General features: G+C 70.1%; 13 protein-coding genes and 1 pseudogene. 6 read left to right on the top strand and 8 right to left on the bottom strand.

Going from position 1 to position 15,235, the window contains the following annotated elements; translation table 11 throughout:
- Positions 1-17 precede the first annotated feature (17 nt).
- From VFR64_14250 to VFR64_14235, 4 genes are read left to right on the top strand one after another with little or no spacing between them, the layout of a single operon-like run.
- Positions 18-1,025, top strand: a complete 1,008-nt coding sequence (locus tag VFR64_14250; GenBank protein ID HET9490899.1) for a cytochrome c — start codon at positions 18-20, stop codon at positions 1,023-1,025.
- Entirely contained in the window at positions 1,022-1,201 is a 180-nt protein-coding gene (locus tag VFR64_14245) for a hypothetical protein (GenBank protein ID HET9490898.1), read from the top strand. Before VFR64_14250 ends, VFR64_14245 begins: the two co-directional genes overlap by 4 nt.
- Complete coding sequence (locus VFR64_14240) at positions 1,198-1,572, top strand: copper resistance CopC family protein (protein ID HET9490897.1); 375 nt, start codon at positions 1,198-1,200, stop codon at positions 1,570-1,572. Before VFR64_14245 ends, VFR64_14240 begins: the two co-directional genes overlap by 4 nt.
- Positions 1,539-2,168 (top strand): phosphatase PAP2 family protein, encoded by a 630-nt coding sequence (locus VFR64_14235; protein HET9490896.1) that lies wholly within the window; start codon positions 1,539-1,541, stop codon positions 2,166-2,168. The genes VFR64_14240 and VFR64_14235 overlap by 34 nt, the downstream gene beginning before the upstream one ends.
- Here the strand turns inward: VFR64_14235 and VFR64_14230 are convergent.
- From VFR64_14230 to VFR64_14200, 7 genes are all read right to left on the bottom strand, one after another.
- A complete protein-coding gene (locus tag VFR64_14230; GenBank protein HET9490895.1) occupies positions 2,141-7,099 on the bottom strand; it encodes a GAF domain-containing protein in 4,959 nt (1,652 codons plus the stop codon). The two genes, VFR64_14235 and VFR64_14230, sit on opposite strands and share 28 nt — an antisense overlap.
- The gene (locus tag VFR64_14225; protein HET9490894.1) at positions 7,096-9,240 is read right to left on the bottom strand and encodes an ATP-binding protein; all 2,145 of its coding nucleotides are present in this window, start codon (positions 9,238-9,240) and stop codon (positions 7,096-7,098) included. Before VFR64_14225 ends, VFR64_14230 begins: the two co-directional genes overlap by 4 nt.
- Positions 9,227-9,898, bottom strand: a complete 672-nt coding sequence (locus tag VFR64_14220; protein ID HET9490893.1) for a GNAT family protein — start codon at positions 9,896-9,898, stop codon at positions 9,227-9,229. Before VFR64_14220 ends, VFR64_14225 begins: the two co-directional genes overlap by 14 nt.
- A 144-nt stretch (positions 9,899-10,042) precedes the next feature.
- Positions 10,043-10,813: a methyltransferase domain-containing protein gene (locus VFR64_14215; protein ID HET9490892.1), complete on the bottom strand. Its 771-nt coding sequence runs from the start codon at positions 10,811-10,813 to the stop codon at positions 10,043-10,045.
- Positions 10,810-11,610 (bottom strand): methyltransferase domain-containing protein, encoded by an 801-nt coding sequence (locus tag VFR64_14210; GenBank protein HET9490891.1) that lies wholly within the window; start codon positions 11,608-11,610, stop codon positions 10,810-10,812. Before VFR64_14210 ends, VFR64_14215 begins: the two co-directional genes overlap by 4 nt.
- 5 nt (positions 11,611-11,615) lie before the next feature.
- On the bottom strand, positions 11,616-11,999 hold the full coding sequence (locus VFR64_14205; GenBank protein ID HET9490890.1) for a response regulator: 384 nt from the start codon (positions 11,997-11,999) through the stop codon (positions 11,616-11,618).
- 183 nt (positions 12,000-12,182) lie between these two features.
- Positions 12,183-13,346, bottom strand: coding sequence for an acyl-CoA dehydrogenase family protein (locus VFR64_14200; protein HET9490889.1), 1,164 nt, complete (start codon positions 13,344-13,346; stop codon positions 12,183-12,185).
- A gap of 66 nt (positions 13,347-13,412) precedes the next feature.
- Here VFR64_14200 and VFR64_14195 point away from each other — a divergent pair.
- Positions 13,413-14,006, top strand: a pseudogene (locus VFR64_14195) (N-acyl homoserine lactonase family protein).
- A gap of 207 nt (positions 14,007-14,213) precedes the next feature.
- Here VFR64_14195 and VFR64_14190 read toward each other — a convergent pair.
- Positions 14,214-14,369, bottom strand: coding sequence for a DUF6496 domain-containing protein (locus VFR64_14190; protein HET9490888.1), 156 nt, complete (start codon positions 14,367-14,369; stop codon positions 14,214-14,216).
- Positions 14,370-14,505: 136 nt separating this feature from the next.
- Here VFR64_14190 and VFR64_14185 point away from each other — a divergent pair, with 136 nt between their 5' ends.
- Complete coding sequence (locus VFR64_14185) at positions 14,506-15,228, top strand: 2OG-Fe(II) oxygenase (GenBank protein ID HET9490887.1); 723 nt, start codon at positions 14,506-14,508, stop codon at positions 15,226-15,228.
- Positions 15,229-15,235: the final 7 nt, after the last annotated feature.

The following is a 15,235-nucleotide window of genomic DNA, read 5'->3' as shown; positions in this document are numbered from 1 at the left end:
GCTTGGAGAAGATAGCCATGGGCATCAGCCGCGGTACGCGTTCCATCCTGCTCGGGGGCGTCGGCGTCGTGGCCGCGCTCGCCCTGTCGGGCATCGGCCTCGCTCTCGCTCAGCATTCGCATCGCGGCCACGGCCAGGAGGCCGCCGCTCCGGCCGCGCCGACCAGCCCCGCGCCGGTGCCCGGTCCGCGCAGTCCCCGACGGGTGACGATGGAGGAGCTGCATCGGGCCGGCGGCGTTCCGCGGGGCTGGAAGTTCGCGGTGCCCGCCGGAGACGCCGCCCGGGGCCGGCAGCTCTTCGCCGACCTCGAGTGTCACAAGTGCCACGTGATCAAGGGCGAGCTGCTACCGACGCCGGCCGACGAGGCGCAGGCCAAGGGGCCGGAGCTGACGGGCATGGGCGGCAAGCATCCGGCCGAGTACCTTGCCGAGTCGGTCCTGGCGCCGAACCACGTCATCTTAGAAGGCCCCGGTTATACCGGGCCCGATGGCCTGTCCACTATGCCGAGCTTCGCGGACAACCTCTCGCTGGCGCAGTGGCTCGACCTCGTCGCGTATTTGAAGTCGCTCACCGGCGCATCAGACGCCCCTCACGACGGGCATGAGATCGAGCGGGAGCAGGTGGCTGGCGACTATCGCATCCGGCTCGTCTACGTGTCACCCGCGCCCGCCCGCGAGCACCCCGGCGCCGGGCACCATCACGCGGCCGGACATGAGTCCGCGGCGACGAAACCGATGCTCGGCCCGGGCCGGCTCAGCGTGTTCGTCACCGATCGGGAGTTCGATGAGCCCGTCCCCTACCTGCCCATCATCGCCGCGGTGCAGGCCGAACGCCGGCCGACGGAGCGGCTGCGCCTGGTCCCGCAGATGGGCGAGCAGGGCTTTCACTACCGTCTGGACCTCACCCTGCCCCCCCGTACGCAGAAGATCACCCTGTCGATCGGGCCCACCACGCTCCCGCTCGCCAGGGACCGATTTACGCGGGCCGTCTCCGTCGTCTTCGAATGGGAGGCGGCCGGCCAGTGATCGCCGGCGCCCTGGCCTCCGTGGCCGCGGCCTGGGCCGATCACGGAGATGCGACCCGCGCCGCTCCGGCAAGCCCGCTGGCGCAGGCGCTGATGTGGGCGGCCGTCGTGCTGCTGCTGGGCGTCGCCCTCGTGGCCATCGTGAGCGCGCTGGCCCGGCGCGGACGTCCGGAGTGAGGGCGCCGCGCCTGATCGCCGGTCTCATCGGCCTGCTGCCTCTGGCACCCGTCGGCGTGCTGGGGCACGCCTTTCTCGTCAAGTCGGTGCCCGCACGACGCGCCGTCGTCAGCGAGCCCCCTGGGCGGGTAGAGCTCTGGTTCAGCGAGCGGCTGGAAGGCGCCTACTCTCGGGTGTCGGTGGAGGACGCCGAGGGCCGGCGCGTGGACCGCGGCGACGGAACGGTCAGCCGGGACGATCCCCGCCGCCTCACTGTCGCCTTGCCGCCGATCTCCCCCGGCACCTACACGGTGCGCTACCGCGTGCTGTCCGTCGACGGTCACGTCGTCGAGGCCGCTTGCTCGTTCACCGTGAAGGGCCGCGCTCGCTGATACCACGGAGCCCGCTGCCGCTCACCGTGCTGGCGCTGGCCGGCGGCGGCTTCGCCGGGCTCGTGGTCCTGGTGCTGGTCGGGACCGTGGAGGCCGAGACCGACGTCCGGCACGCGCTCCTGGGCTGGGCGTCGCCGACGCTCGTGGCCGTCCTCGACGTGATCAACCTCGCCGGTGACTGGCGCCTGATCCTCCCCGGCGCCGTGGTGCTGTTCGCCCTGTTCCCCGGCGCGCGCGAGCGCTGGCGGGCCTGGGTGGGCCTGATCGTCGCGACGCCCCTGGCCGAGAGCCTCGTGAAGCACCTGATCGGGCGGACCCGGCCCGAAGACCTCTCGCTGGGGTTCCCCAGCGGCCACGTCACTGCGGCCGCGGCCTTCTTCGGCGCGCTCGGCTATTTGATCGCCGGCGTGCCCTCACGCGGCGTGCGCCTGGCCGTACGCGTCGGCGCGGTCCTCATCGTTCTGCTGGTCGCGCTGGCGCGAATCGTGTTACGGGCGCACTGGCCCCTCGACGCGCTGGGCGGGGCCGTCCTGGGTCTGGCCCTGGCCTCGGCGGCGGCCTGGGCCGCTCAGGTCCCGGCGGGCGAGGAACGCTGATCGGGCACGCCGCCGAGCGCGGCGGCGATGACCTCGCGGATCTGGTCACGCTTGAACGGCTTGGCGACGACGAAGTCCACGCCCCGCGCCTCGGCCTCGGCCAGATCGATGCGGTCCCCCCATCCCGTGACCATGGCGACACGGGTCTCCGGCCGCGCCAGCTTGACCTGACGGGCCACCTCCCAGCCCGAGACCTCGGGCATGCCCAGATCGGTGATGACCAGGTCGAAGGCTTCCGCCTGGAACTGGCGCAGCCCGGCCTCGGCGTCGTGGCACACGACCACGCTGTGTCCATCGCGTGTGAGGAGGTCACGTAGCACGTCCCCCACGTCGGTCTCGTCGTCGATCACCAGGATGCGCCCGCTGCTCTTGAGCGGCGCCGTCCCGATCGCAGCCACGGTCTCCCGGTCGGCGGGCTCGCCCGTCGGGAACCGGAGCGTGAACGTCGTCCCCTGACCGGCGCGGCTCTGCACGTCGATCTCCCCGTTGTGACGGCCGATGATGCCGTACACGACGCTCAGCCCCAGGCCCGTGCCCCGCTCGCCCTTGGTGGTGAAGAAGGGATCGAAGATGCGCTGGCGGACGTCGTCCGACATGCCGATTCCGGTGTCGGTGATGGCACAGAACACCCGCCCCTCGTCCACGCCGGTCGTCAGGGTCAGGCGGCCGCCCTCGGGCATCGCGTCCAGCGCGTTGAAGATGATGTTGGTGAGGGCCTCGCGGATCTCCGACGGGTCGCCGGCGATGACGGGAGTGACGCCGGCTTCCACGACCACCTCGTAGCGGATGCCCTTGGACTGCGCCTCGTCCTTCCAGCGCGACCGGGTCACCTCCACGATCTCCTCGACCAGTTGATGGAGCGTGACCTGCTGGAAGGGCCGGGCGCGGCGGACGCGCGTGAACTCCTGGATCCGCTTGACCGTCTGGGCGGCGTCGAGAGCGACTTTCACGATGACGTTGAGCTGCCGCTGCAGATCAAGGTCCTCGGTCTCGCTCAGGAGGACCTCGGCCCGGCCCACGATGATGGCGAGCACATTGTTGAAGTCGTGGGCCACCCCGCCCGCCATCTCCCCGAGGGCGCGCAACCGCTCGCCTTGCACGATACGCCGCTGGGACTCCTCCACGGCCTGCAGCGCGGTCCTGAGGTCGCCGTAGAGCCGGCTGTTCTCCAGCGCCGTGGCCGCCTGGTCGGCGAACGTCTGCACCAGCGCCACTTCCGCTTCGGTGAATCGGCGGCCGGGGGACGCGCCCACGCCGAGGGCCCCGATGATCTCCCGCTTGACCCGCAGCGGAACGGCCAGCTCCTCCTCCCCGATGCTGGCCGACCATACGGGCGCCCCCTGGGCCACGGCTTGACCGACGACGCCCTCTCTCGCCGGCGCGACGGCGGGCAGGACGGCGATCGTCTGGGCGTCACCCTTGGCGGCGATGAGCTTGAGCGTCCCGTCCGGCTGGAGCAGGCGGAGGACGGAGAAGGAGCCGCCCAGGAGCGCCAGGGCGCTCTCCACGATGCGTTCGCCTACGTCAGCGGCGTCCAAACTCTGCGTCAGCATTCGGGCCAGGCGGGCGAGCTCCTCGGCCTCGCGCCGCTGGCGGGTCGCTTCCGAGTAGAGCCGGGCGTTCTCCATGAACATGGCGGCCTGGTCGCTGATGGCCTCCACGATGCGGATCTCGTCGGGCCGGAAGTCGCGGCGCTCCGTCCACCAGATGACGAAGAAGCCGCCGATCGGCTGGGCCTTCACGATCATGGGCACGAACAGCAGCGACTGGTGGGGAAAGCGGTCGAAGCTCGGCCGATGAATTCGGGGGTCGCCGGGGGCGTCGTTGGACCACACCGCCTGGCGTCTCTGCCATGCCTCCTCGATCGCGGGATGGCCCTTGATGGGGATGGGAAAGCGCAGGAAGTCGTCGTAGAGCTCGCGAGGCACGCGGTAGCCGGCGATCGGGTGCAGCGCCTCCTGGGTGGCGTCGGCCAGGTAGGCTCCGACCATGTCCGCGCCGAGCGTGCGGGCGATCTCACGCGCCACCCGCCGCATGGTCTCGGTGGGATCGAGGGTGGAGCTCACGGCCTTGGTGATGTTGAGCAGGGTCTCGGTTTCCCGAAGCCGGATCTGGGTCTGCTGGAAGAGTCGGGCCTTGTCGATGGCGACGGCGGCGTGGGCCGCGATGCCGCGGGCCAGCGCCACCTCCTTGGCCGAGAAGACCTCGCGGCTGCCCGGAGTGTGGATGCCCAGCGCGCCCAGCACCCGGCCGCCGCTCACCATGGGCGCCAGCAGCATCGCCCGCAGGCCGAGCACCGCGGCCAGGGCCGGGCACTGCTGGGCGTCCGGGCCGGCATCGTCCAGGGTCACCGGGTCCTGGCTGCGCAGGGCGGCGCTCAGGGAAGGCAGGTGAGCGGCGTCGCGGAGGCTCTCGAACGCCGGGCGGTGTTCCGGGGGAAGTCCCGCGGCCGCCCGCGGCAGCAACGATTGATCGACGGGGTCGAGGAGGAACAGCAGGCACTGGCGTCGCCCCACCAGATCGGTCGTCGTCCGGACCACCGTTGTCAGCACCTCGTCCAGCTCCTGGACACCCTCGATAGCCTTGGCCAGCCGGAGCAGCCCGGCCGAGATCTCGGCCTCCTCGCGCCGGGCGGCGAAGAGCCGAGCGTTCTCGATGGCCAGCGCGGCTTGCGTGGCCAGCGCGCGCAGGAACTCGATCTCCTCGAGGGCGAACTGCCGGGGCTCCCGATGCAGCAATTGTAGAATACCCAGCGTCCGCTCCTTCACCGTCAGCGGGACGGCGAGCATCGCGCGGTAGCCGAACTCGCCGACCAGGCGCGTGGGTCGCCAGGCGGGATCGGCGGCGAGGTTAGCGTAGACCAGCGGGCGGCGCTCGCGCAGGGCGATCCGCAAGAGATTAGGCGTCGCCCCCAGCTCGCCGGGCACCAGCATCGCCTCGTCGACCGCAGACGCCCCCCGCAGGACTAGTTCGTCGTCCTCGAGCAGCAGCAGCAGCGCCGAGTGCATACCGATGAGCCGCCGGGCCTCCTCGACGATGCGCGGCAGCAGGCGCTCGAGGTCGATCTCGCTGGCCAGCTCGCGGCTCAGCGCCACCAGCGTCTCCTGGCGGCGCTCGAGCCGGCGGCGGACGGTGACGTCGCGCGCGGAGACGAGAATGGCGGCGGGCCTGCCGTCCTGGACCACCACCCGTCCCACGGCTTCCAGGATCAGGCGGGCCCCGTCGCGGTTGACGAACTCGGCGACCAGGGACTCCACCTGGCGCTCGCCGCTGGCCAGCCGCCCCACCATCTGGATCACCCGCTCTTGCTCCTCGCGCGCCACCAGATCGTGGACGCTCATCGTTAGCAGCTCGTCACGGGGATAGCCGCTGGCCCGCACGGCTGCCTCGTTCACCTCCAGCAGCCGGCCCATGAAGTCGTGCAGGTACACGATGTCGATGACGTTCTCGAACAGCTCCCGGTAGCGCGTCTGCGACGCGGCCAGGCGGTCGCGCGTCTCCCGCTCGGCTTCCAGCAGGCGGGCGTTGTCGATCGCGACCGCGGCCTGTCGGGCGATCCCCTCCACCAGGCGCAGCTCTTCCGGGCGGAACTCGTGGTGCTGGTGCAGCCAGGCCACCGCGAAGCCGCCGAGGACCTCGTCCTTCACGCGCATGGGCACCACGAGGGCGGACTTGTGGGGGAGCAGCCTGAGCAGCGGATGGTCGAAGCGAGGATCGGCGGTGCTGTCGCTGGCGTAGATCGGGCCCTGGCCCCGCAGCATCTGCTCGAGCAAAACGCTTCCGCTGGCGGGCAGTGTTTCGGCCGCGGCCGCGAACACCTCCTTCGGCACGCGGTATCCGCCGAGCGGGATCAGCCGGTCCCGGGCTGGCGTGAGCTGCCAGGCCCCGCCCACGTCGGCGCCCAGCGCGCGGACCAGGGCCTCCGTCGTGCGGCGGGCGGCCTCGGCGATGGTGAGGGCCGAGCCCACGGCCTGGCTCACGCCGAGCAGCGTCTCCGTCTGCCGCAGCCGGGCCTGGGTCTCCGTGTAGAGGCGCGTGTTCTCCACGGCAATGGCCAGCTGGTTGGCCACGATCTTGAGCAGCTGCTCCTCATCGGACCGGGCCCCCGGCGGCACCACGTGCCGCGCCGTCAGTGTCCCCAACGCGCGGCCGCGTACGTTGAGGGGCAGGCTCCATTCGACCTCGACCCACTCGTCGGCGACCGTCGCGCCCAGCACGCCGGCGCCGCGTTCGAACGGCGTGCCGGCGGCGGTCACCCGCATGCCCGCCGGGTCGGTGAGCTCCACGGTGAGGCTCACCGTGCCCAGCGCCCGGGCCAGCGCCCGGAGCAGCCGCTCCAGCATCGGCGCGAGCCCGAGCTCGGCCGTGATGTCCTGCACCGCCTCGTGCAAGTCCTCCAGCTGCACGGCCCGGCGCACGAAGTGCTGGTTCAGCCGCTTGAGCTCCTCGACCTGGCTGATCAGCCGGTAGACCAGTCGCTGGTTCAGCTCGCGCAGGTACGGGCCGGCCTCCACCTCGTCCACCCGCTCACGCTTGCCGCGGAGGAACTCCTCGACCTGGCGGGGAAATTGGTCCACGTCGATCGGCTTCTGGATGTAGCCGTCGCATCCGGCCACCAGGGTCCGCTGCCGATCGCCCTCCATGGCGTAGGCGGTGACGGCGATGACCGGGGTGACACCGAGGCTGGGGAACGACTTGAGGATGACCCCGACCTCGTATCCGTCGACGCCGGGCAGGTTGATATCCAGCAGGACCAGCGCCGGCTCTTCGCGAAGGGCGACCTCGATGCCGCTCAGGCCGTCCTCGGCCTCCACGACGGTATAGCCCTCCGCCTCGAGCAGGGCTCGCACCAGGACCCGGTTGTCGGGATTGTCCTCGATGTGCAGGATCTTGACCCCGCGGGTCGGGCGCGAGGGGATCGGGACGGTCACGCGGCCCCTGATCGCAGCGGCAGGGTGAAGTGGAAGGTCGACCCCAGGCTCTCGCGGCTCTCCACCCACATCTGGCCACCGTGCAGCTCGACGAACTTCTTGCTGATGGCCAGCCCCAGGCCGGTGCCGCCGGCCTGCCGGGCCAGCGGGTTCTCCAGACGCTCGAAGGGCTCGAACAGCCGGCTCAGATCGGCCTTGCGGATGCCGATGCCCGTATCGCTCACGCTCACGTGGACCTGGTCGCCCTCCAGGCGGGCCCGGACCAGGGCCCGGCCCCCCGGCGTGAACTTCACCGCGTTGGAGAGCAGATTCAGCAGCACCTGCTTGATCTTGGTTCGATCGGCGGTCAGCCGGGGCACGTCCACGGGCACGTCCTTCTCCAGCTTGAGCGGCTTGCCACGGAGCAGGGGCAGCGACGATTCGATACACTCGTCGATGAGCTCGGGCAGGTCGAAGTCCTCCCGCTTGAGATCGAGCTTGCCGGCCTCGATGCGCGAGATGTCGAGGATGCTGTTGATGAGCTGGAGCAGATGGGTGCTGCTGTTGTGCACCGAGCGCACGTACGCTTCCTGCTTCTCGCCCAGCTCGCCGTCGATGCGGTTGAGCAGAACCTTGGAGAACCCGATGATGGAATTGAGCGGCGTCCGCAGCTCGTGGGACATACTGGCCAGGAACTGGGACTTGAGCCGGCTGGCCTGGACGAGCTGGGCATTGGTCCGCCCGAGATCCTCGTACAACCGGGCGTTCTCCAGCGCCACCGCCGCCTGGTTGGCCAGCAGCGACAGCATGTCCAGTTCGGCCTGATCGAAGATCTCACCGGAAAGCTTCTCCCCCACCAGCAGGATGGCGATCAGCTTGGTCTCCACGCGCAGGGGCACGAGCAGGGCGGCGGTGATCTCCTCCAGCTCGCTCTCCGCGGCCTCGAAGAAGCCGGCGAGCCGGGGATTGAGCTTGGCCTCTTCCTTGACCAGCACGCCCTCCTGGGTCGCCAGCCAGCGGACGATGGGGCTGGCCGCCGGCAGGGGATTGGTGGTGATCGACGCGTCGAGGGCGTGCTCGGTGCGGTAGGGCACGAAGGCACCGGCCTCCGTGTCGTGGATCATGAGCACGCAATGCGTAAGGGGTACGCCGCGGACCAACCCCTGGACCAGCGTATCCACCAGGCCATCGAAGTGCAGGATGCCGCTCATCCGCTTGCTGAGGGCCAGCAGCGACTCGTAGCACCCGTGGCGTCGCGTGAACATCACGCGCTCGATCCGGCTCTCGAGCTTCTGCCCCAGGGGGCTCAGCAACAGCGTCATGAGCATGCCCAGGGGGACGGCCACCCACACCGCGCTGCTGCCCTGCAGGCCGAGGTAGCGCTCCGCCGTGCTGGTCACCAGGGCCAGGACGAGAGTGAGAGCCACGCCGACGCCGGAGTAGACGACGGTCTTCTTCACCACCAGGTCGACGTCGAACATCCGGTAGCGGACGATCGACGTCCCCAGGGTCAGGGCGAAGAACATGTTGGCCGGAATCCCCACGGGATAGATCTGATCGGCGGCCGGATACACCCGGGCCAGGATGAAGCGCACGAAGTCCACGAACCCGCCGGCCAGGCTAACGAACGACCCCAGCAGCACGAGCCGGGCCCGATTCCGACGGAAGCTGGACTCGATGCTGCGGTACGCACCCAGGAGCAAGGCGATGCCGTAGACGAGCAGCGCGTTCCAGGCCACGAAGAACGGCACGTAGAGCGGCCCGGTGGCCGGGGCCCACCCCCAGTGGGTGTTCGTCACACCCGTCATGAACAGCCGGGAGCCGCTCAGGTTCAGGACCATGAGCGCGAGGGAGGCGGCATAGGCGGCCACCAGCGAACGCCGGTGGCGAACGGTCGCGTCCAGGAAGATGAGGATGAAGTGGTAATAGAGCGCCGGTAGCATGATGACGCCGACGTGGATGACGATCTCCCAGAAGTGGGCGGTCGCCTCGTCGGCGCTGCTCCGGAGCATGAAGACCCCGAAGTTCCACACGGCCAGCGCGCCGACGAAGTAGGCGAAGACCCGGTTGATGCGGCTGCCGGGATTGCGGAGCAGGGCGATGCCGGCCAGGGAGACGTTCAGCAGGAGCGCGAGGAGCGGCAGGACCTTATGCAGGCTCATCCGGCGGCCCCGTGAACGGGAAGTGATACGAGCTCTGGTCGATCTCTGTCTGCCGCTGTGCCTCGAGCTCCTCGCGCAGGATTCCGAAGACCAGGACGTCGAAGTGTCGGCCGTCGTAGAAGCCGGCCTGACGCAAGACGCCTTCCTGCCGGAAGCCGTGCCGGAGCAGGGAGTTGATGGACAAGCGGTTGTACGCGTAGACCTTGGCCTCGATGCGGCGGAGCCCCAGCACATCCATCCCGTAGGCGCAGATCAGCTTGCCCGCCTCGACCCCGAACCCTCGCCGGATCGCGTGCTGGTCGCCCAGCAGGGTCTCCAGGAACGCGTAGCCTTCCTGGAGGTGGATGCTGAACAGCCGCACCAGCCCGAGGGGCTTCTTGTCGCGCGGCTCGCGCTGCTCCACCGCCATGATGACGAGCACCACCTGCGTGGGATCGTTCAGACAGGCGTCGTAGAAGGATGGATCCTTGTCGTACGCGTGCTTGAAGGCCCGCAGGAACTCGCTGCCGACCATGCGCTGCAGGAACGGATCGTCGGCCCACTCGCTGAGGAATTCCAGGTCTCGACGCAGCAGCGTGCGCAGGTAGACGCGCCGCCCGCGGGCGATGACGTTCTCGACCTCCTGGTCGGGCTCGTCCGGGCTGTCCGGCAGGCGCATCACGCGCCGGTACTCCTGGCCCCGCGGACCCTCGCGGTCGCGGACGATGAGGGCGCCGGCCGTTGAAGCTCATAGCCGTGAGCCCCGATCATACCGGTCGGCGGCCTGCCGGGGGGAGTGCCCTGGGCCGTATCCCACCCTCGCTCAGCGGCCGGCCGGCCGGGTGGCTCGGGTCAAGGCCAGGAGACTCAGACCGGCCAGGAAGGTTTCGCGCGACTCCAACACCTCGAAACCCGCCTGCACCAGGCTCCGGTGGAACTCGTCCCGGCTCATGTAGCGGGCCTCGCAGTGGCGCACCGCCTCGAAGGCGGCGGTCGGCAGCAGCCAGCGCAGGGCCTGCAGGGCTCCGAGCAGCCCCTGCTCGGCCCGGATCAGCCCGAACGTCCGGGCCACGTAGGCGGGACGGACATACGTCAGGAAGATCCCGTGCCCACCCGGGCGCAGGGCCGAGCGGCAGGCGTTCAGAATACCAGGCGGATCGGGGTGCCAGTAGAGCGTGTGCATGCTGACCACCACGTCGAAGGTGCCGGCCTCGGGCACGGGATGGCGGGCGAGGTCGAGATGGTGAAACGCGATGGCGCCGGACTGCCCGTACCGCCGCCGGGCCACGGCGACCAGGTGCTCGATCGAGTCGAGCCCGACCACACGGTAGCCTTCGCGGGCCAGCCGGGCCGCGACCGTCCCCGTCCCGCAGGCGATGTCGAGCACGTTCAGCCGGTGCGGCGGGCCGCCCGAGACCCGCGCCACGCAGGCCGCCACTTCGTCGAGCAGCGCCTGGTAGGGTGAGAAGCCCCGCACCACGGCGTCGTACCCGAGGCCGTAGGCGATCGCCAGCAGCCGGTCGAGAAGCACCCGCATCGGTCTCACCGTCATCGGCGGCTGCCCGTTCCAGGCCAGTGCGCCCGGCTCCTTCACCGCGGCGCCTCGTCCTTGCGTGCCCAGACCAGGAGGCTGGTGGCGTTGAGGAACGTGCGCCGCATTTCGCGCACCATGAAGCCGGCGGCTCGGAGCTCGGCCGCGAACGTCGCCTCGTCCCAGTAGTGCGGCCCCACCGGCTTGCGGGCCGCCTCGAAGATGGCGTTGGGCATCAACCAGAGGAGCAGCGCCTGCCATGCCGGAGTCCGGCCGTCGCGACGGCGGACCTCGGTGAAGGTGGACCCCAGGGCGATCCGCCGGGTGTGGTTGACGATCACGACATGGCCGCCCGGCTTCAGGACGCGGTGGATCTCGGCGAGCAGGCGGCGCGGCTCCGGGTGGGCGTAGAGGGCGTGGATGCAGACGACCTGATCGAAGCTGGCATCCCACAACACCCCACCGTGGGCCAGGTCGGCGTGCTGAAAGGCGAGGTGGGACAGGCCCAGCGCCCGGCGTTTCTCACGGGCCAGCTCGACCAGTCCCGCGTAGGGATCGATGCCCACCACCGCGAAGCCCGCCTCGGCCAGCAGGCAGCTGAAGTTTCCGGGCCCGCAGCCGACCTCCAGCACGCGGATCTCGTGGCGCGGACTGGCGCCGCCGACGAGCGAGGCCTCCACCCGCGCCAGCACTTCCCGCTGCAGGGCGCGGTACGGCCCGAAGCGCTCGAAGATGTAATCGTACACGACCCCATAGCCGACGGACACCGTCCGGTCGAGACCCCACTGCACGGCATTGACGAGCGGGCGCACGACCCTGTAGTTGGAGGTGCGCCGGGCGGTCTCGGCTCGCGAGAGCATGCCGCTCACATGTGCCCGCGGAGCGCCTGCTTGGCGGCAGCGTGCAGCTGATCACGGGTGAAGGGCTTGAGCAGGATCGCATCGAACCCCATCGCCGCGGCCTCCTCCACGATGTCCGCGGTGCCGTGTCCGGTCAGGAGCAGGACCGCCATCCGGGGCTGGAGCCGGCGAGCTTGCAGGAACACCTCGAAGCCGTTCATCTCCGGCATCTTGTAGTCGACGATCATCAGCTCGAACCTCTCCTGACCGAGGAGCTCGAGCGCGGTCTGCGGACGGTTCGCGCCCTTGACGGCGTAGCCGAGCGATTGAAGCATGTTGACGCAGAGGACGATCACCTCACCGGCATCGTCCACGACCAGGACCCGGCGCTTCGTCAGGGGGGACGTCACGCAGCGGCGCGCGCTAGTGAAAATGCCCTAGCCAACGTCCCGGCCATCGAGCGTTCCTCTCCGGCTGCGCAGATCACATTGGTGTCCTATCCAGACGTACCAGGGGCGCTGGCGGACTGTCAATTTAACGGTCCCGATGCGCTACTTGCGCGACCAGCGACCGGCCGCGGGATTCCCGCCGGGCTAGTAGCTGCGCGGCAGGCCCAGCACGTGCTCGCTGAGATAGTTCAGCACCATCTGCTGGGACACGGGGGCGATCTTGTACAGGCGGATCTCGCGCCAAAGGCGTTCGACGTGAAATTCCTTGGCGTACCCGTATCCCCCGTGGGTCTGCACGGCCACGTCGCACGCCTCGAAGCCGGCCTCGGCGGCCAACAGCTTGGCGGTGTTGGCCTCGGCGCCGCACGGCCGGCCACGATCGAACAGCCAGGCCGCCTTCAAGGTGATCAGCTCGGCCGCCTCCAGCTTCGCCCAGGCCAGAGCCAGGGGGTGGGCCACCGCCTGATTCTGGCCGATGGGACGGTCGAACACGACGCGCTCTCTGGCGTATTGCGTGGCCCGCTCGAGGGCGGCGCGGCCGATACCCACGGCCTCGATTGCGGTGAGGATGCGCTCGGCATTGAGCGAATCCAGGAGGTGGTAGAACCCGCGCCCGACCTCGCCCACCACGTGCTCGACGGGAATCTCCAGGCCGTCGATGAAGATCTCGTTGGAGTCCACGGCGGCCCGGCCCAGCTTCTCGATCTCGCGCACGGTGATGCGCGTCCGGTCGAAGTCGGCGAAGAACAACGTCAGCCCCGCGAAGGGCCTGTCCGCCTCGCGGGGGGACGTCCGGGCCAGGAGCAGCATGTGCGTGGCTTGCCGGGCGTTCGTGTTCCACACCTTGCGGCCGTGGACGACGAAGCGATCGCCCCGCCGCTCGGCGCGCGTCTCGATACGGGAGGTGTCCGTGCCCGCGTTCGGCTCGGTGACGCCGAAGGACATCACGATCTCGCCGGTGGCGATGCGGGGCAGGATGCTCCGCTTGAGCGCCTCGCTGGCGTGCTTGACCAGGGGCATGGGCGGGAAGACGTAGAAATGAATGGGAGACGCCCCGCTGGTGCCCGCGCCCGCCGCGCAAATCTCGTGCAGAAGCAGACAGGCCTCGGTCACGCCCAGCCCCGAACCGCCATACGTCTCGGGGATGACCACGCCCAGCCAGCCACCGGCAGCGAAGGCGCGCACGAACTCCCACGGGTAGTCCGCGGTGCGGTCCTTCTCCCGCCAGTACTCGAGCGAGAACGACCGCGCCAGCGTGGCGACCTCCTTGCGGATCAGCTCCTGCTGCTCGGTCAGGGCGAAGTCCACGCCGCGATTCTACTCCAGCGGGCCACCGCCCGGAGGTCCGGCCCACCGGTGCTATCATGCCGCGCCATGGCGGTTCACGCGCTGCACGCGTTGCTGAACGGGTTCATGGGCGCCCCGCGGTCGCTGCTGTTCTATGGCGAGTTCTCGGGTGAGCGCGTGCAGATTCCCGTCGGCTGCTATCTCGTGCGGACCAGCGACGCGACGATCCTGTTCGACACCGGGCTGTCACCGCGCGCCGTCCCCGGACTGCTGCGCAGCGATCCCCTGGCCCGGTTCACGGAGGCGGACCGGCTCGTTCACCGTCTGCAGGGGCTCGACCGCGCGCCGGGCGACATCGACCTGGTGGTGCTCTCCCACCTGCACTACGACCATGCGGGCGGCATCGAGCTGCTCGAGCGGGCCGAGCTCGTCGCCCAGCAGGACGAGTACGCCTACGCCCACTACCCGGCGGCCTTCTTCGCCCCGTTCTACTACCGGAAGAACTTCGATGTGGCCGGCCGCCGCTGGCGCCTGTTGGACGGCGACGCCGAGCTGGCCCCGGGAATCACGGTGCTGCGCACCGACGGCCACACCCCCGGCCACCAATCGCTCCTGGTCGAGCTGCCCCGGACCGGGCCGGTGATCCTCACCGGGGACGCCTGCTACTGGACGGAGCACCTGGACGGCCGAGCGCGTCCCCGGCGTGGTCTGGAATCCCACCCTGGCCTTGCACTCCATCAAGCGGCTCAAGACGCTGGCCCGCCTGCTCGGCGCGCGGCTCTTTTCCGGCCACGACCCGCAGTTCTGGCGGGCCATCGAGCCGGTCTACTATTAGTGGGAGGGGGCAGCGGCCCCCTCCCACCCTCCCCATTCGCGCGCGGTGCGACTTCACTTTCGCCGACCTCTGCGAGGCCGCCGTCGGGCCGGCACCTTGGCCCCCTTGCGGCGCGCCTCGGACAGCCCGATCGCGATCGCCTGCTTGCGGCTGGTGACCTTCTTGCCGCTGCGGCCGCTCGTGAGCTTGCCGCGCTTGGCCTTGTGCATCGCCCGCTCGACGGATTGACTGGCCTTGCGTCCGTACCTTCTCGCCATGCGCACCTCCCTGGCCGCCCGGGCGGCGGCCTCCGGCTGTGACACGTGCAATGCGCGTGCTGGCGACCGGCGGTACGATGGCAGCCCGATGGCGACGACGCCTTCATCGATCGCCGAACGCGTGGCCGCGCTGGACTGGACCGGGCTCGAGGACGCGCTGTGGCGGTGGGGCTACGCCACCACGCCGGCTCTGCTGACGGCGGCCGAATGCCAGGCCCTGGTCACCCTCTACTCCGACGACGCCCGCTTCCGCAGCCGCGTCGACATGGAGCGCTATCGCTTCGGCGTCGGCGAGTACAAGTACTTCGCCGAGCCCCTGCCGCCCGTGGTGGCCGAGCTGCGCGAGCGCATGTATCCCCCTCTCGCGGGCGTGGCCAACCGGTGGGAAGCGGCGCTGGGCGCGCGCCGGCGCTACCCGGCCGACCTGGCGGGTTTGCTCGCCGTCTGCCGGCGGGCCGGTCAGACGAAGCCGACGCCGCTGCTGCTGCACTACGAGGCCGGCGGCTACAACTGCCTGCATCAGGACCTCTACGGCGAGGTGGCCTTCCCGCTGCAGCTCACCGTTTTTCTCAGCCGCCGCGGTGTCGATCACGAGGGCGGGGAGTTCCTGCTCGTCGAGCAGCGGCCGCGGGCGCAGTCCCGGGGCGAGGTGATTGCCCCGGCACAGGGGGCGTCGGTCATCTTCACCACCCGCTGGCGGCCCGTGGCCGGCTCCCGCGGCCACTTCCGGGCGACCATGCGTCACGGCGTCAGCCGCGTCACGCGAGGCTCGCGCTACACGCTGGGCGTCATCTTCCATAACGCGAAGTAGTGCGGTA

The organism is Candidatus Methylomirabilota bacterium, from assembly GCA_035709005.1.
Classification (GTDB): domain Bacteria; phylum Methylomirabilota; class Methylomirabilia; order Rokubacteriales; family CSP1-6; genus 40CM-4-69-5.
The sequence above is the reverse complement of the archived record's forward strand: the minus strand, read 5'-3'. Positions and strand labels throughout refer to the sequence as shown.